The organism is Vibrio porteresiae DSM 19223, from assembly GCF_024347055.1.
GTDB lineage: Bacteria > Pseudomonadota > Gammaproteobacteria > Enterobacterales > Vibrionaceae > Vibrio > Vibrio porteresiae.
The window spans coordinates 1,767,107-1,783,466 of record NZ_AP024895.1; the positions used below are offsets into that span (position 1 = coordinate 1,767,107).

The 16,360-nt window shown below is 41.4% G+C and carries 21 protein-coding genes and 2 pseudogenes; 15 read left to right on the top strand and 8 right to left on the bottom strand.

Going from position 1 to position 16,360, the window contains the following annotated elements; all coding sequences use genetic code 11:
- Positions 1-85 precede the first annotated feature (85 nt).
- Positions 86-454 carry a DUF3693 domain-containing protein gene (locus OCV11_RS08115; RefSeq protein ID WP_261896153.1) on the bottom strand — a complete coding sequence of 123 codons (369 nt, stop codon included), beginning with the start codon at positions 452-454 and terminating at the stop codon, positions 86-88.
- A gap of 182 nt (positions 455-636) precedes the next feature.
- Here OCV11_RS08115 and OCV11_RS08120 point away from each other — a divergent pair, with 182 nt between their 5' ends.
- The 9 genes from OCV11_RS08120 to OCV11_RS08160 all read left to right on the top strand — a co-directional run bounded on the left by OCV11_RS08120 (position 637) and on the right by OCV11_RS08160 (position 6,592).
- On the top strand, positions 637-951 hold the full coding sequence (locus OCV11_RS08120) for a hypothetical protein (protein WP_261896154.1): 315 nt from the start codon (positions 637-639) through the stop codon (positions 949-951).
- A gap of 1 nt (position 952) precedes the next feature.
- Positions 953-1,147 carry a hypothetical protein gene (locus OCV11_RS08125; RefSeq protein ID WP_261896155.1) on the top strand — a complete coding sequence of 65 codons (195 nt, stop codon included), beginning with the start codon at positions 953-955 and terminating at the stop codon, positions 1,145-1,147.
- Positions 1,144-2,421 (top strand): replication initiation factor domain-containing protein, encoded by a 1,278-nt coding sequence (locus OCV11_RS08130; RefSeq protein ID WP_261896157.1) that lies wholly within the window; start codon positions 1,144-1,146, stop codon positions 2,419-2,421. The genes OCV11_RS08125 and OCV11_RS08130 overlap by 4 nt, the downstream gene beginning before the upstream one ends.
- A gap of 6 nt (positions 2,422-2,427) precedes the next feature.
- Positions 2,428-2,784 (top strand): DUF1293 family protein, encoded by a 357-nt coding sequence (locus OCV11_RS08135; RefSeq protein ID WP_261896159.1) that lies wholly within the window; start codon positions 2,428-2,430, stop codon positions 2,782-2,784.
- A gap of 10 nt (positions 2,785-2,794) precedes the next feature.
- Positions 2,795-3,025 (top strand): transcriptional regulator, encoded by a 231-nt coding sequence (locus OCV11_RS08140; protein WP_261896160.1) that lies wholly within the window; start codon positions 2,795-2,797, stop codon positions 3,023-3,025.
- 17 nt (positions 3,026-3,042) lie between these two features.
- Complete coding sequence (locus OCV11_RS08145; RefSeq protein ID WP_261896161.1) at positions 3,043-3,258, top strand: hypothetical protein; 216 nt, start codon at positions 3,043-3,045, stop codon at positions 3,256-3,258.
- 133 nt (positions 3,259-3,391) lie between these two features.
- Positions 3,392-4,792 (top strand): hypothetical protein, encoded by a 1,401-nt coding sequence (locus OCV11_RS08150; protein ID WP_261896162.1) that lies wholly within the window; start codon positions 3,392-3,394, stop codon positions 4,790-4,792.
- A gap of 5 nt (positions 4,793-4,797) precedes the next feature.
- Positions 4,798-5,142, top strand: coding sequence for a DUF2523 family protein (locus OCV11_RS08155; protein WP_261896164.1), 345 nt, complete (start codon positions 4,798-4,800; stop codon positions 5,140-5,142).
- Positions 5,099-6,592, top strand: a complete 1,494-nt coding sequence (locus OCV11_RS08160; RefSeq protein ID WP_261896165.1) for a zonular occludens toxin domain-containing protein — start codon at positions 5,099-5,101, stop codon at positions 6,590-6,592. Before OCV11_RS08155 ends, OCV11_RS08160 begins: the two co-directional genes overlap by 44 nt.
- A 938-nt stretch (positions 6,593-7,530) precedes the next feature.
- On the opposite strand, the gene OCV11_RS08165 is transcribed toward OCV11_RS08160, so the two are convergent.
- On the bottom strand, positions 7,531-7,908 hold the full coding sequence (locus tag OCV11_RS08165) for a regulator (RefSeq protein ID WP_261896166.1): 378 nt from the start codon (positions 7,906-7,908) through the stop codon (positions 7,531-7,533).
- 110 nt (positions 7,909-8,018) lie between these two features.
- Between OCV11_RS08165 and OCV11_RS08170 the strand changes: the two genes are divergently transcribed.
- Complete coding sequence (locus OCV11_RS08170) at positions 8,019-8,339, top strand: hypothetical protein (protein ID WP_261896168.1); 321 nt, start codon at positions 8,019-8,021, stop codon at positions 8,337-8,339.
- Here OCV11_RS08170 and OCV11_RS08175 read toward each other — a convergent pair.
- The gene (locus tag OCV11_RS08175; RefSeq protein WP_373332808.1) at positions 8,294-8,407 is read right to left on the bottom strand and encodes a single-stranded DNA-binding protein; all 114 of its coding nucleotides are present in this window, start codon (positions 8,405-8,407) and stop codon (positions 8,294-8,296) included. The two genes, OCV11_RS08170 and OCV11_RS08175, sit on opposite strands and share 46 nt — an antisense overlap.
- A gap of 290 nt (positions 8,408-8,697) precedes the next feature.
- Here OCV11_RS08175 and OCV11_RS08180 point away from each other — a divergent pair, with 290 nt between their 5' ends.
- Complete coding sequence (locus tag OCV11_RS08180; RefSeq protein ID WP_261896169.1) at positions 8,698-9,165, top strand: hypothetical protein; 468 nt, start codon at positions 8,698-8,700, stop codon at positions 9,163-9,165.
- 580 nt (positions 9,166-9,745) lie between these two features.
- On the opposite strand, the gene OCV11_RS08185 is transcribed toward OCV11_RS08180, so the two are convergent.
- Entirely contained in the window at positions 9,746-10,192 is a 447-nt protein-coding gene (locus tag OCV11_RS08185; protein ID WP_261896170.1) for a hypothetical protein, read from the bottom strand.
- 961 nt (positions 10,193-11,153) lie between these two features.
- Between OCV11_RS08185 and OCV11_RS25050 the strand changes: the two are divergent.
- Both OCV11_RS25050 and OCV11_RS25055 read left to right on the top strand, forming a co-directional pair.
- Positions 11,154-11,531 (top strand): annotated as a pseudogene (locus OCV11_RS25050) (PAS domain-containing protein); the annotation flags it as partial.
- Positions 11,532-11,603: 72 nt separating this feature from the next.
- Positions 11,604-12,192: pseudogene (locus OCV11_RS25055) on the top strand (methyl-accepting chemotaxis protein); the annotation flags it as partial.
- 131 nt (positions 12,193-12,323) lie between these two features.
- On the opposite strand, the gene OCV11_RS08200 reads toward OCV11_RS25055, so the two are convergent.
- From OCV11_RS08200 to matP, 3 genes are all read right to left on the bottom strand, one after another.
- On the bottom strand, positions 12,324-12,530 hold the full coding sequence (locus OCV11_RS08200; RefSeq protein WP_261896172.1) for a hypothetical protein: 207 nt from the start codon (positions 12,528-12,530) through the stop codon (positions 12,324-12,326).
- Positions 12,531-12,793: 263 nt separating this feature from the next.
- A complete protein-coding gene (locus OCV11_RS08205; RefSeq protein WP_261896173.1) occupies positions 12,794-13,105 on the bottom strand; it encodes a DUF3634 family protein in 312 nt (103 codons plus the stop codon).
- A 9-nt stretch (positions 13,106-13,114) separates the two neighbouring features.
- Positions 13,115-13,564 carry a macrodomain Ter protein MatP gene (gene matP, locus OCV11_RS08210; protein WP_261896174.1) on the bottom strand — a complete coding sequence of 150 codons (450 nt, stop codon included), beginning with the start codon at positions 13,562-13,564 and terminating at the stop codon, positions 13,115-13,117.
- A gap of 163 nt (positions 13,565-13,727) precedes the next feature.
- On the opposite strand from matP, the gene OCV11_RS08215 reads away from it, so the two are divergent.
- Together OCV11_RS08215 and fabA are read left to right on the top strand one after the other, a co-directional pair.
- Positions 13,728-15,374: a Lon protease family protein gene (locus OCV11_RS08215; protein WP_261896175.1), complete on the top strand. Its 1,647-nt coding sequence runs from the start codon at positions 13,728-13,730 to the stop codon at positions 15,372-15,374.
- A gap of 70 nt (positions 15,375-15,444) precedes the next feature.
- The gene (gene fabA, locus OCV11_RS08220; RefSeq protein ID WP_261896176.1) at positions 15,445-15,963 is read left to right on the top strand and encodes a bifunctional 3-hydroxydecanoyl-ACP dehydratase/trans-2-decenoyl-ACP isomerase; all 519 of its coding nucleotides are present in this window, start codon (positions 15,445-15,447) and stop codon (positions 15,961-15,963) included.
- 154 nt (positions 15,964-16,117) lie between these two features.
- On the opposite strand, the gene rmf is transcribed toward fabA, so the two are convergent.
- A complete protein-coding gene (gene rmf / locus OCV11_RS08225; RefSeq protein ID WP_261896177.1) occupies positions 16,118-16,291 on the bottom strand; it encodes a ribosome modulation factor in 174 nt (57 codons plus the stop codon).
- Between the last annotated feature and the right edge of the window lie 69 nt (positions 16,292-16,360).

The following is a 16,360-nucleotide window of genomic DNA, read 5'->3' on the forward strand; positions in this document are numbered from 1 at the left end:
TAAATACGATTATGTTCAATAACACTACCAAAGCTGACTTAAAAGAGGGTTCTTTAAAGCCGGCTTTGGTTTGTAGATACTTAATTTAACATAATATACATAATGCGTACTGAGATAGGCGCAAAAAAGGCATAGTGGCGAGCGCTGTTAAACTGACGTAAGCCATTGTATTTAAATGTAATCCATGCCCATTAAATTTTTTTGCGATGCTTTCCCATAGCTGCTTAACCTGCGGATTCTCTTGGCGGTCAGCGTGACAACCAATTAAAGCAATCTGTGGGTCTATTCCTGCATTTTCAGCGAGAAAAACCGCTTGTGAATCAGTCATATAGCGTTTGCATCTTCGAAAATCACTTATTCTTTGCTGCGGAATGTTCATGTCGTGTGCAATTTGCTTGTCTTGTACGTAGTTTAGAGCCTTTTTGTAGGCTTCAATCAGTTGATTTTGGTACATGGCAAGTCCTCCTTTTTTGCAAGTTTAGCGCAACCGTAACCGTTTTTGGTGTATTGCGTTAACCAAAATTGGTGTATAGGCTTACACCATATTTGGTTACTCAATGTCGCTCTGGGCGTTAGCCCTTGAAGCTCTCGCTTGGAGCGGCTCCCTTTATCGGTCAACTGTTCAAGGTGGTTGCTATGGCTGTTCAAGTTCTTCCTAATTCAAAGAAATTGACGTTTTCCTATATGCCTAATTTGGCGCTTTCTCTGTCAGCTAAACATGTAGCCAGTATTCTGCTTGGTTCTGGTGATGAGCCTTATACGGTGATCATTTCATTTCAACCGCTTTCTCTTTCGCATTCGCAATTTGGTTCAACTTATTCCGTTTCTTCGTTTGGTGTTCCTTACTTTGAATTAACGTTTCAGTCCTATGCAGACTATCGCGAATTTTGCGAATTCTATGATATTTGCCTCCAATTCGCTGACGTACCTGCAACCGTTGAGGGCTGCTGATATGACTGAGCATGTGTATGTTGATATGTGTCCCGATGGTGCTTGTAACGTATTCCTTTTCGGTGATTGGGACTATTTCAAGTCATATGCTCGTTTGGTTGCTTACCTAGATTCTGAGTGTGTCAGCTATGAATTGCATGACATTACAGGCACAACACTTGATGAACGTTTAGCCATTATGGGGGTTCAGTTATGAGATATTCATGTACTGAGTGCGGCTCAACGTATCACACCGAAAAAGCGGGTTTTTGTCCTGATTGTGGCGCGTCTCCCCTTGCTCAATTGTGCATTGAGGACACTAACCCCTTTGACCGTTTCTCTAAGTTGCCAAAAGGCGATTACGTGCACCGTCCTCGCAAATCTGAAATGCCTAAGGATTTCACAATCCATTCTCCTGAGGAATACACGTTTATCGAAGATTACGAGCAATCGCCTGTAATCATTGATTACCTATGTTTTACGGTGAAATTGGCTGATTTTCGTCACTGCCGTAAAGAGTCGCCCTATTCTGGTATTCACTTCCCAACTGAGCCAGTTTTTAACGCTGGTCATGCTAAATCAGTGGAGGATTTGGAGTCCTACAACAATTACTTTCGTGAAGTCTATCTTGATTACCTACAGGAAACAGTTAGACGTTTTATCACGCATGTTCTGGGGTTTAACTACGGTGCACCTCGTGGTTTTGGGTTCAACTATTACCGTGATTCGTTCGTGTTAACCGATGCCAATGGCACCGATTTTTGTGGTCAGGTGGGCTTTGGTGGCAACCTCGATACCATTCACTTTCAGATTAACGGTCATGGTTGCAAGCATCTGTTTGCACAGCGTTCTTGTAACCATGTTCATCACTGGCTTAGTCATATTCTTGGTGTAAAACACTTGGCACGTCTTGACCTTGCTTTCGATGATTATGACGGTGTTCACACCTGTGAAGCGGCAGAAAAAGCGGCTATGGCTGGTTTATTTAAACGTGCTCGCGGGTTCTCTCCTCGGATTAAGAATGGGGATGAATACCAATACTCTGACACGGGGAAAGTGTTCTTTCGTGAGGAGCGGGATATTGGTTCGCGTCAATCTAACGTTTATTGGCGCATTTATAACAAGAAGTTGGAGCGCAATATCGAAAAACCTGATTTTTCTTGGTATCGGTCAGAAGTCGAACTCAAGAAATGGGATACCGATATTTTGCTTAATCCTTTGGGTGGATTTGCTGCGCTATGTCCTTATGCGGCTTCACTTCTGCCTGAGGATGTTAAACCAGTTCGAACCACGGTTAAGGCGAAAAAGCGTGTTGCCTGTGATGTGCTGTCGGCTTCGTTCTGGGCTAAACGCCAATACGGTCGTTTGGTGAATAGCTTAATGGATCTCTATCAAGGTGATTCAGAAAAAGTGGTTTCTATGTTGCTGCGTGATGACGGGTCGGTGTCGTTCTCGTCCATGCACCGAAAATTAATTCAAGCATTGGAGTAGATAAACATGGCTCAACGTATCTTTGTTCTGGGTATTTCGTTCGTAACTAACACCTTTCAAGGTGATGTTGCTCAACTCAATATTTCGCGCCCTCTGCGTGAAGTAAACACGGAAAACTATAAGCGTCGTACTTATGGCGAATCTGGTGAGGTCAATGCTCGTTATGACCAACCTATCATGATTGACCGCAAATATGCGGAACAGTTGGAACGTGTAGGCGCTTTGGTTCCTCGTCGTGAATATGAAGTCGAACTTGATTTGAACCCTCTTGACCCATTAGCGGGTTCGATTGTCACTAAGTTGATTCCAGTGGATGCGGACATTAAAAAGCATTTCGCTGAATCGCTGAAACTTCCTCAATAAGGGGGATGGTATGTCTATTTGTGTTGAGGTGGTTAACGGGGTTCTACAGGCTTCAAGTTCTTCTTGTGAGCTTGTGGTTATCTCCAAAGACCAACTCACGCAATTAGTAAACGGTCAATTTGATTGGTCGTTGTTGGAGTTCGATAAGGACTTGTATTCCTTTGTTACTACTCAAGCCCTTATCTCGTTCGTGAGCGGTCATGTACTTGGTCGCATCATAAAATACTTTGGTAAAGCATAGATAGAAGGAAATACATTATGAGTATCAAAACTTTAGTTCGTCAAAATGCTGTAAAAGTCGTTGCTGCTTCAACTGCTCTAGTTGCTGGCGTTGCCTCCGCTGAGCCTGCTGCTGGTATCGCTGACGCGATTGCCGCAGGTTCTGAAAACGTGGGCGCTGTAACCGCTGGCGTTATTGCTCTGGCTGCGTTGGGCTTTGGTCTAACCATGATTGTGTCATGGCTTCGTAAGTAACCATGATTTCGACAATTGCCCTCGCGTCGTTAATTACATTCTCGTTTCTTTATGGTGTGTATACGGGGGTAATTTCCGGCTAATCATAAATAACTGTTAGGGGGCTTCTGCCCCCTTTTTTATTGGTGATTTTATGGCTACGCGTTTTTTAATGTTATTCATGTTGTTACTTCTAACAATGTTTGTTGGCATTCCCAAATCATTTGCGGGTGAAAGTCCTCGTGTCGATTGCTCTGTCACTCCTGATGCGGTGGGTTGCTATGACGGAAATACTTATTTTTGTAAGCATGGCGTTGTTACTCATGACGTTGCCACTTATTGGCTTCAATCTCAATATGGTGATGACCCTGTTCAATGTGTTGATGGTTGTAAATCATATCCTGGTAGCCGTGGCTGTATGGATGGGGAATGTTGGGCGATGTCTTTTACCTCACGTAATGGTGAGGTGTGCACTGAGGGAATGGTTGAGGGATTAAACGCTGGCGGTAATACGAGTGACCCTGAACCTACCCCTAGCGGTGAAATAAGCTGTGATAAGAATTTCGGTTGTGGCGATGTTCAGAAGTCGTTAGATGTGCTTAACCCTATTTTGCAGCAGTTTTCACAAGCATATCAGGACTTAAAATTTAACGTGAATGATACGTTTAAGCTCATGCAAAACGATTATCAATATTTTCGTGCTGAACTTGTAAAAGCACGCGATGATATTTTCAAATTAGGTCAAAATTCGGATGCTAAGCAACAAGAGATATTGGATAAATTAGATAACCTCGATATTGGCGATGTTGATTTGAGTGGGGTATTTAGTTCTTCCGATGCTTATAACATGCAGAACTCTATTATCTCCAATATTCGTAGCGGTCAAAGTACTCAAACGTCTGCTATTCGACGTGACCTTACTGATATTGAGTCGCGTGTTTCAAGTCTTAGGTCGGGGTTTAACCAAGATTTGAGTTACTTGTTACCCAGTTATTTAGCTGCCCAAACTAACGATATTGTTAACGCTTTGAGTGGGTCAGGTAATGATGTTGACTTGAGTCCCCTTGAGGGGAAAATTGATGGTCTTGCCGATGATGTTGGTTCATTGGATGGGTCGATTAAAGACGGTGTTGATACGCTTACAGGTGCGGTTAACGGTGTTAAAGATGCCGTTGATAGTGGGTTCTCTGGCTTAGGTGAAAAGCTGGATGGGATCATTAACGGTAATGGTAATGTGTTCAGCTCTCCTACTTCTGGCGGTTGGTCTGCTGGCACAGTTATTAGTGACGGTGTCACGGGTATTCAATCAGAAATCGAGGGGCTTCAAGCTCAATTCGAACAGCTAGTTAAAAATCCTCCTATGTTGATGGGGGTCGCTGACTTTAACGGTGGCTCTTATGACGGTATATCCTTTGACGTTCGCGGTCAGCGTGTCTCATTTAATCTCTTTGGGTTATTAGGTAATAACACAAGCCTAATTAGCTCCATCATTATATTTATCGCTACGCTCATGGCGGCGTTTATTATTCTTTCTGCTGGTCGGAATAAGGAGTGATTTAAATGGAATATATTTATGATGCCTTAAATTATTTAGCGGATGCCTTTTATTACATCAAAGAGTTTTTTGCTTCTATTCCTGCCTTTTTTATGGATGCCATGACGTACTGTTATTATTTGGCGTTCAAGTTCTATCTATATATCAAAATTCAAACGGTGATGATGGCTTATGACGTCGCGCAAATGTTACTTGGTGATTATGAAGTGTATACCGTCCTAAGTAATGTATTTAACGCGATGCCTGACTCTATTCGTTATGCCGCTTATCAGTTGGGGGTTGTTCAGGCTGTTCGAATTGTTATTGATGCCTTTGCCACTGCGTTTGTCTTACGGCTTATGGGGTGGTGATATGGCGGTCTATTTTCGACACGGTTCTAACGGCTCTTATAAGTCAGCTTATGCAGTGTGGTTTGAGGTTGTTCCTGCGCTTCGTGCGGGTCGCTTGGTGGTAACGAACATTGAGGGGCTTAAATCACTTCAAGGTATCGAGGACTTACTAGGCGAGAAGTTCCCCGCTTCTGCCCGCTTGATTCGCATTTTCAGCCGTTCTGAGGAGGGGGTTAAACTCTGGCAAAACTGGTTTTGTTGGATGCCTATAGGCGCTCTGGTGGTCATTGATGAGTGTCAGGACTTATTTAGTGCTGACGTGGGATTCAAACGGGAAAAGTCACAATATATCGCTCCTGAGCATTTCAAAGACCTACTTCCTGCCGATTTTATGGACTTGTTTTATTCTCGTTGGTTGCCCGTTCCGGTTGACCAACGCGGTGATGATGGTGAGGAGGATGATACTGGACGCACTCAATATGATGAGCTTGGACGGCTAGTCTATCCATTTAACTTCTATGGTGCGTTCATGCGGCATAGAAAATACCAGTGGGATGTGATCATGTTAACTCCTGATTGGACATCGATTCCCACTTGGCTTCGTGGCTGTGCTCAAGAAGCCTATTCACATCGTTCTACTGATACCTTTTTTCGCAAACGTAAGCCTAGGATTTTTAACCATCTTCCTAACTCGTCTAAGACTGCCCCCACAACACGGGCAGATTATGCAAGCTGTACTAGTAAGAAGATTCCTATCGATGTATTTGCGCTCTATAAGTCTACAGGGACAGGCGGTTTTAATGCGTCCACAGCAGATATAACCCTGCTTAAATCCCCTAAGTTCATCATTTCAATTTTGATTGGTGTCGGGGCGCTCATTTACTTTATTTGGAGTATGTCAAATGTACTATTTCGCGATCGTTCTGCTACGTCTCAAGAAGTGGTTGAGACTGTTCAAGGTGCTACGGTTTCCGCTTCCACGGTATCTAAATCTAGTGATTCGCTGGGCGCTCCAGCCACTCAAGCCAGTTCTAAGGATTCTGGGGGCGTGGCTAATAGCAGTAATAGCAATCAAGATAATTCTAAGGGGGATATTGCTGATAATGTGAAGCCGTTTATCGCTGCTATACCCGCTCTGGATGGTGTCCAAGCGGTGTATGTAACGGGCGTTGAGTTTGTTGGTCGCAGAAATGTGTCTAACTGGTTGTTAGGGTTTAGGCGTTACTATTTTCGGTTAGATAGCCCAAATGGTTCGTTTTACATTCAATCGGCTACGTTGGAGCGGTTAGGCTTAACCTTTAAATATTACGATGATTGTTTATTATCGGTGATGTTTAAAAGCCAATCATTTACGGTGACTTGTCCGCCAATTAATGCAATTCCTAGCGTTCAAGATATTGAGCCTCAATTAACACAAAGAGGTGATGACATGAGAAATAATAGTAAGGTTATCGATATTTTCAGCATGTAAAATATAAAGTGTGACATAGTTAAAGTCATATTTATATTTATTCATTAACATTTATATATATTTATATTTCCTACCCTTTATGGTGCAATTAATATATTTATTTAAAGTGGTAAAATATATTAATTGCCTATTTTTGCTATATATTCCCTCCCCTTTGTTTCTAGTCTGAGCACCTGAGTATTTCGCGCTGGCGCGACTTGGAGCGGAGCGACCCACCGCTTTAGCGGTAAAAGCACACTCACCTAACTCAAGGGGTTGTTGCTCTTAAATGTGCGTCAACCTGCGTCCTAGACCACTGAGAAAAACCGCCCTTCACCTTGCCAAGCCATAGATGAACCATCCGCGCACACATAGTGCCGGTTCTTGCGTCTTTGTTGTGTTACTCGATGAAATAGGGTTTTAAGGCTTTTACACTGATACCGCTCGCCTTAAAGCAGTAAGCCTAAGCGCACTGAAGCAAGGGAGCGGAAAAGAGATCAAGTTATTGGTTTCGAGTTTCCAAGCTGTTTCTTGTCTCGGGTTAGGTTTTGGGGTTGGGCGGCTGCTGATTCGCGAGAACTGAGCAGGGAGGCAGCCGCCAGACCCCCGACATTGTACTACGGGGGTACTTTCCTCAATCTTCCTAAGTCTGAGGGGGGATCTTCTTACGGACAAAAAAAACCTGCCAATGCTGACAGGTGAATAAAAACAAATCCAAGATATATCAAAGTTGTAATAACAGTATAGAACCATCTAAAAAAAAGCTCACAGGGTTGTGAGCTGAATGGAAGATAGTGTGACTCTTATTTTAATAATAACCTTGATCCTCCCCCCCCAAAAAAAAAAGCCCGATATGGCGCGGGCGTAACGGATAACGTAATTTTGGGGTATCAAGGTGTTGTCCTACCATATGAGATTAGAATAAATACTCTTCTTATACAAGAAGATGCATAAAATATTTAACGTGAGTTTTGTTTCATCCTGCTAATTGCTCTCGCATACCTTAATAGTTTATGTAATACCTTGATTTCATTGTCACTCTGGATTTCCAATAAAGCGATTCCCGTAATGATTTGTTGAGGTGAAACTAATTGACCACTAGGTAGTTTCATTCTTCCACCTCTTAATTCAAACTGTCCCCACCGTTCATCGTGATGTAATTCTCTTTTGGCTGTTATCCTCATTAGTCGCTTACACTCTGGAGGGATCTCTTTCCCTGTATCCCACTCTTTGACTGTCCTCACAGTTTTGAAACAAAGTTTTGCTGTTTCTTCTAAGCTTAATTGGCACTCTAACTCACGAAAAATGTAGTTTTTTGTCATTTCGTGGTACTTCATGTTTTTCTACTCCGAAAGGAGTAGATAGTAAATTAGAGTAAATACGCTTGTATTTAACCGTAAGGTAACATAATGCGAACTATGATATCTGGATTTAACATTGATTTTCAATGCCTTATCTAGGTTCGATTTTACGCTCACCGTTAGCAAAACTCGATGTTGCCATCGCCTTGAGCTATCCTGCGATTATCGTCATTGACTTGGATAAGTTCGAACGGCTTGCCATTGCAGAAGTCACTTGCTGCACTGTCAATATCGCGACGACTTTTGCACATGTAACCGATGTTCAACTCTGGGATGGTCAACTGGATCATGTCGTCGCTGAACACATCATAATAAACCTTGATCATAACGACTTACCCTGTGTGATGGGTTCAATGATTAATCAAAAGCGCGTCAACTCCAAGCCGCCAAATTGGTTCACGCTGTAACTACTTGGATGCACGCTATAGGTTCCCGCGGTGTATGCTGGTTGATTGGGCTCAAGTTGAAGCTTCATCTCAACTGGGAATTTACGGTTTAAGTGGTTTTTCTTTTACCGTCCATTTTATTATTCAGCAAAATGTGCGTTGATTTCATTACTTGTACCATTCCTTTAAGGAAAACGTGACACTGTAATTAATTGATTTTAGCTTCGCTTTCTAACCAATTGTCTTGGCTAGTTTTTTGAATCCTCTTTGGTAGTCAAATTCATTAGCTTCGGATAGCGATTAACCCCAAATGGGTAAATTGAATTTTAAATTGAGTTATATACTTTAGTTAGCTCAATTAGTGTAGAAGGATTTACTTATGGCCCAGCTAAATGAAGTTAGTTCACTACTACATCAACTCAACACCATATCTAAACACGTGCATGATTTGGCATTAAAAACTTCAGATAACATTCAGCGTGCAGAGGGAAACTTTATTCCTGAATTGGCCGAACTGAATCAGAGCTTCTTGGAAGAGCTTCGAACGATTTATTTAAAAAAGAAAGATCTGGTTAGCTGCTACCCAAAAGCGAGATCTCAATACTTCAAGATTCTCCGACCTTCTATGTCTAGCTTCAGTTCTAATCAGTCCTACTATCAGATGAATATGATTGATTTGGCAGATCTTTTTGTTAATTGTGAAGAGATGTGGCTAATCTACGATGTTGATAAATCGATTATTGAATGGTCAGGTGTAGTTCGTTTAGCTAATGCTAGATTCCCCGGTGGCGTAGAACGTTACATGGATGTAAATGTTAATCAATGGTTAACTAGTTTTCACCAGTAGGGTTGATTGCAATCGGTTGGTACTACTTCTCCAACCGATTGACTAATTTCTTTTTGATTTTCTCTAACATATTGAAATTAAAATATTATTTTTAGACACCATCTCTTTATCATCTCAACTGTTTTTTTCTAGATGAGATGTTCTAATCTTCCTCTTTTTTGTGTTCATCTTAAAATTTTATCTATAGAAAAAACCTTTCATTATTGTATTTATATATAGGTATTTCCATTACGGGATTTAACTCTGGTTAGGAAATAACAATCACAGGTAACGTACTGATTACATGAGATATGTTGCGATGATTCATGTACAGTTTTGGGGGAAGTTAGTTTATTACGAGATTTAGGGTGGTGAATCTGGCTGCAGTCTACATACACATGGGAAATGTTTTGTTTCTTGCTTGAATCGATGGCTACCCATCGACGATTGATAATGTTTTGAGTTGTTATACGACTATATCCGTCCAAGACATATTGTGATTCAGTTAGTTCGTAGGTAGATCTACGAGAATAGACATATAATAAAAGCCCCCAAACGATGTGTTGGGGGCTGGTTTATCTTTGTAATTGAAGCAGGCTAATTATTTAATTTGGATGATTTTTTGTAAGAGTTCTCCAAATTTTGCTTCTGTTAATGGTTCGAATTTATTAGCGCTAGATTCCCAACTGCAACCTGCTTTGCTAACGATGAATTTGTAGCTTGGATTGTCAGTTGCTCCACGTAACACCATCAGCTCTTGTTGTTTAGAACCTTCACCTACAATGCCCTTTGGTGTTAAGAAAGCGGTATGTTTTCCTGCGATGAATTCTAAGGCATTCAAGTGATAAAGTTCTGATTCAGAATCCTTAAGTGTTTCTTGTACCTGGTTTAGTTTTACTTTGTTATTTTGAACCAATGGATTTACCCATTGTTTAACTTGAGCGTAGAACTGTTCTACATGATGCGTGTATTCATTAGTTTGCGCTTTAGCTGTTTCTACATTTTTATGGATTTTCTTCTCAATATTTCCAAGATCATGAAAACTCATTTGAGGCTCCTTTGTTAGCTAAGAAACTGATTTCATTCTAGTCCTTTTGCAACGGTTTGGTTACCTAGCCTTTCTGTGAATTTCATTACTGACATATCAGTAGATTAATTCCATCATCTTTGCTCAATTGAGAAGTTCTTAATACACACAGCCGATTGAGCCGAAGTTTCTCCCTGAATATGTCTGTTTTTGCTCAAGTGAAGACAATTTATGTATGAGATTCCCATAATAAAAAATAACCCGCCGAAGCGGGTCAAACAGTTATGCACTGAAAAAGGATATCAGACAACGTAGATGCTTTGTCTGCAGGCAAAAATGTAGATGAGTTTGTAACAGATGACTAACATACACTTCCCTTTTTTAGAGGCATTTCTCGTTTAGATCCGAAACTGGATGTATCCTGAGCAGATAACTTTGATACGAATAAAAATTATGGACAGATTATCTTCTAGGATAACTCGCGAATGCCTAAAACTGTACATATATACAGTATTGCGACAAAGCCTTAGCTGATAGCCTATATTTCGATTAAAAGGTGTTCAAAATACCCAAGCCTCCCCTTATTTTTAGAGCGTTTTCTCTTTTTCTATACTGTGTTTATATACAGACTATCATTATTGATAGATTTGTTACATGCGCATAAATCACGTCTATACTTTCCCTAACTTTGCTTGGTTTATCTGTCATTACGGGAAATGCATCGATGTTTCTAAATAGTAAAAAAAATAAGCTTCTTGAAGAATCTAATAAGAGATTACAATCTGTTATTCACAAAGAGATTAGTTTTCAATCTGGTCAAGATAGTTATGTCCATCTACTTGACCAAGTTAACGCTGTCATAGATCAGCTTTCTCTATTGTTAAATGACAAAGCGGAGCTCGAAGCAGAAGTTGCCACGCTCAAGTCGCAGTTATCTCAGAGTCATAGAGAGATGAACGACATAGAACAACGCTTTAATTTGATGTGTGAGGCTACCGCCGATGGTTTATGGGATTTAACGTTTATACCTGGCCGTGATTTTGATGAAGATTACCCTTTCTGGTGGTCACAAGCCTTTCGTCACATGCTTGGATACGAAAACGAACGAGATTTCCCCAATATAGCGCGAAGTTGGTCAGATAGATTACACCCTGATGATAAAGCAGGAACGTTTGCTGCATTCGGCGCTCATCTGGACGATCGAAGTGGCAACACCGGTTATGATATCGAATATCGTCTAAAACTCAAAAATGGTCAGTATCGGTGGTTTAGAGCTCGAGGAGCAACGCTTCGTGACTCTAAAGGTAATCCACTTCGAGTTGCTGGTGCCCTCACTGATATACACGAGCAAAAGACGGGACAGACTGAATTAGATAAGTTTATTGACCGATTTGAGCTGGCAAATGAGATGCTTTCCGATGGTCTTTGGGACATGGAGGTTATTGCTGGAGATCCCGTCAATGCTAAGAACCCTTTCTGGTGGTCTAATCAATTTCGCCGCTTACTTGGTTTCGAAAATGAACATGACTTTCCCAACGTTCTTGATAGTTGGGCATCTAGGCTGCATCCAGAAGATGCTGAACCGACCACACAAGCATTTCTTAAACATTTAACGGATAAAACAGGTCGAACTGGTTACGACGTAACGTATAGATTAAAAATGAAATCGGGAGATTACCGTTGGTTTCGAGCAAAAGGTGAAACAAAACGAGCAGCTAATGGCACACCATTACGTGTTGTTGGCGCGTTAACGGATATTGATGCGCAAAAACAACAAGAGAAACTTCGTGAAGTTGAATTAGGTCATCAGCAGCAAATGCATGAAAACTTCGCCAAAATTGGTGAAATTGTAACTATTATTAGTGACATTGCTAAGCAAACGAATCTCCTTGCATTGAATGCCGCGATTGAAGCAGCGCGTGGGAGAACAAGGTCGTGGGTTTGCAGTCGTTGCTGATGAAGTAAGAACTTTGGCCTCTCGAACACAAAATGCGACAGAGCAAGCAACTGCCCTTGTGTCAGGTAATCATGGTGATTAAATTACATAGCCTCCTCAAAAATTAAAAAATGAAAGCCCCTTATTAGGGGCTTATTTATGGTTTTAAAAAGCAAATTATAAATTGTTATTGCTCATTTTCTGTTTACATACTCTTTAATCTATATGGCATGTTTCACAGCAATGGAGGCATGCTCGACAACGATGATGTAACCGTGATGCTTTTTCCAGAGCAGCTTGAACAGAATTAAAATGACCTAAATAAGTTCTGTCGCTAGGAAGTGGCATATGGGTACAACCTTCTTCATGAACATGGTATTCGCCATTGGGTTGAGCTTTTTTATCCAGATAATATATAGGCATATTGTTCACCTTATTGGTTTTCTTATACCACTTAAAAACTTAGTATTTTATCTACCCAATAAGGGTGATTTAGTTTCCAATAACGATAGTGAACGATGTGATGTACCGCCCGATTTTTATAAGTTTTGTGGATACATGATTAGGCAAGTGTAGAAACAAAGATGGTCGCAGATGTTGAGGGGGGAATTTGGGAGAGATAGGCTTAGTTATAGTGCTTTAGTGCGTATAAAAAAGTCCTGCTATATTGAACAGGACTTTAAATCTCAACGGCTTTTCACTTTCTGATTTAGCGTTTTGAAACCTTGGTGGGGAAATACATTACGGATACGTTGTTGTATTTTCTTGGGTACTTGTGTCGAAAAAACTAATTTTGCGCCCGTTCTTAATTGATAAACTTTTACCATTCCATCAAACGGCTCACTGTCTCCAATGTCCTTCAAATGGTGTTTAAACGTGGGTGGGCAATGCCCTTTTATCGACGTCAATTTACCATTTTTAAATTGAATTTTAAGGATTGGTCTGTCTAATACTAACCAAGTAATGACAACAGCAGCAACAATGATCAAATACCACATGATATTCCCCTAATCAGAAAGCAGTTTGCTCAAATCTTCTTTTAAACTGGTAACGGTGCGGCTTGCTTTTTCACTTCTCGATGCTTCACTAAGCAGATATTCAATAGCATCAGATAAAGTACAACCTAATTCATTAGCTCGTTGAGACAGTTTTTCCCAGACACGATAATCCAGATCAATAGACTTTTTACGAGTATGAATCTGTTCAGCGTTGAAATGGCGTTTACGTTTGGCTCGAATGGCTTGCTTTAGCTTGTTTTCCAATTCAGGTGCCATGTGCTTATCAATCCACTGGAGAACCATTGTAGGTTCGTGCTCGATGGATTTGAGTTGGGTAATCGCTAACTCAACTTCACTACGATCAATATGTTGAGTAATCGCATCACCAGCTTTCCACTTGTTGATTAAGTATTGCCATTTCCAGCCACACTCAAGGTTTTCAAGTTGTTGATATTTCATTATTAACAAGTCCGTATCCGTTTAGGGTGACAGCGTAACCCAAGGCATTCATGGTTGCAATTTAAAAGAGAAAAAACTAGAGCCAGATCTTATCGTGACAGTGCTATTCGTCCGAGCTATTTTTCTATATAATTTAACCCCTTTTATTCAGTATATCATTTCAATGACACAAGAAATTTGGCGTGCAGTTACGCCTCAATACGATGACTACGCCACGCAATTCGAGTGCTACTCATCTTTATCAGAAAAAACGCTGCTTGACGTGCAACCACGTCTCTCCATGACGCTTTCTCAGTTTGTCGAAATGGAAGGCTTTACTCGCCTACTACTGATCAATTCGCCCGACAATACGATCTATCGCGGCGAAATCAAAACCTATTTACAACAATTAGTTGGTTCCGATACTCCGGTTATTTCTACCGAAACTCTCGATATGAAAACGGTTTTTGGTCAACTGGTTACGGAGCACGGGCAAGTCATCAATTCGATTCCTGGTTTGTTAGATAAAGCCAATGGTGGGTATTTGATTGTCTCAGCCAATTTGCTGTTGATTAACCCTGCAGTCTGGCCATTATTGAAAGCGGCTATTTTGGGGGAAGATGCCTATCCGCAGTTGAGTAATCCAAAATTTCCCGTCGCGGATGTACAACCTAAGCAATACCAAGTGAAACTGGTCGTGATTGGCGACCGAAATCAATTGGGTGATATTGATTATCTCGATACCGATATCCACTCAGGCTTGTGTCTCTATAGCGAAGTAGAATCAGATTTAAAAATTGATGCTGATTCAATTACCGACTATTTGAGCTATCTGAAATGGGTTTGTCAAAAGTACCAAATTCCTCAACTGACGACAGATGGCATCCACGCTCTGATGCGTGCCGGTGCGCGTTATACAGAGGATCAACACTACGCACCACTTTGTTTGATGTGGCATCGCGCCATACTGGTTGAATGCAAACAGAAGTCAGCAGGACAACTGATTGATGAAAGTCATGTTGAAGCCGTTATCAGCGATCGTTATTTCCGTGCGTCTTACCTTCCTGAACGCGCGATTGACGATATCTTGGATGGTCAAGTTATTATCGAGACAAGAGGTGCGCAAATTGGCCAAGTCAATGGTCTAACGGTTGTTGACATTGCAGGTCACCCAGTCTCTTATGGTGAACCAGCACGTATCTCATGTGTTATTCACTTTGGTGACGGTGATATTGCGGATGTGGAGCGCAAGGTAGAGCTTGGTGGCAATCTTCATGCTAAGGGCATGATGATTATGCAAGCTTTTGTGAGCAGCGCCTTAGACCTCGATATGCCGCTTCCATTTTCCGCGTCGATCGTATTTGAACAATCCTATAGTGAAGTCGATGGTGATAGCGCTTCATTAGCTGAGCTGTGTTCATTGGTAAGTGCCCTATCTGGCTTACCTATCGATCAACAAAAAGCCGTGACGGGTGCTGTTGACCAATTTGGCCGTGTCCAAGCCGTCGGTGGTCTTAATGAGAAGATCGAAGGATTTTACCGCGTTTGTGAGCATCATGGCTTCACCGGTAAGCAAGGTGTCATTATGCCGAAAAGCAATCTGAAGCATCTTGCCTTACATCCAGCCGTTGTAAAAAGTATCCAATCTGGTGAATTCAATATTTGGCCAGTGGCGACAGTTGAGGACGTCATTCCTCTTCTGATGAACAAACCATTCCGTGGCGATGATGAAAACAGTGTTTTGAGCCTCATTGCGGAACGTATTGATAGTTTTGAAAAACATGAACAGCCAACCTCACTGATCGAACGCTTGAAAAACTGGCTATTTTAGTACTGATCGGACTTGTTTGGCGTACAGGTGTTCACTAAGATTCACCTGTCAAAAATTGGAGTAATTGATAATGCAGAATAAACGAGATTCATATAACCGTGACGACCTACTAGCCTCAAGCCGTGGTGAATTGTTTGGCCCAGGTTACCCACAACTTCCAGCACCAAACATGTTGATGATGGATCGTGTGACTAAAATGTCTGAAACCGAAGGCGAACATGGCAAAGGTCTGATCATTGCTGAACTCGATATCACTCCTGATCTATGGTTCTTTGATTGTCACTTCCCTGGCGACCCAGTAATGCCTGGTTGTCTTGGCCTTGATGCGATGTGGCAATTAGTTGGTTTCTTCCTAGGTTGGGTTGGCGGCAAAGGTAAAGGCCGCGCACTAGGTGTTGGCGAAGTGAAATTCACTGGTCAAATCTTACCAACTGCGAAAAAAGTGACTTACGAAATTACCATGAAACGTGTTGTTAACCGTAAATTGGTGATGGGTTTGGCTGACGGTCGTGTTCTTGTTGATGGTAAAGAAATCTACGTAGCAAAAGACCTTAAAGTTGGTTTGTTCCAAGACACTTCTGCTTTCTAATTCAGCGGAAGTATCAAAAAACGGCACTCAGTGTCGTTTTTTTGTTTCCAATAAACTTAGTTATAGTGCGTTAATGCTATCTAATAAAGCCCCTTTGAGGGGCTTATCTTCCCATTGAAGGGACTCTATGGATAGTGTGTTAATGTTGGACGTGCTACTTATAGAGACCGGTGTGTTTGTCTTCCCTTGCATCTCGCCACCCACCTAACCAGAACGAACGAGCATCCGTTTGTGTATAGGGACATGCTTCTTGCGACCTGCCGTTGATACCTGCTTTATATCCTTGAGATTGAGCTCTTTCTAGGCGATCACGCTTTTGTCTCTTCATAATGGAGTCCTCATACATTACTTTGTATTAAACATCGATTAACGATATGTGGCGTTTTTATGACCACTG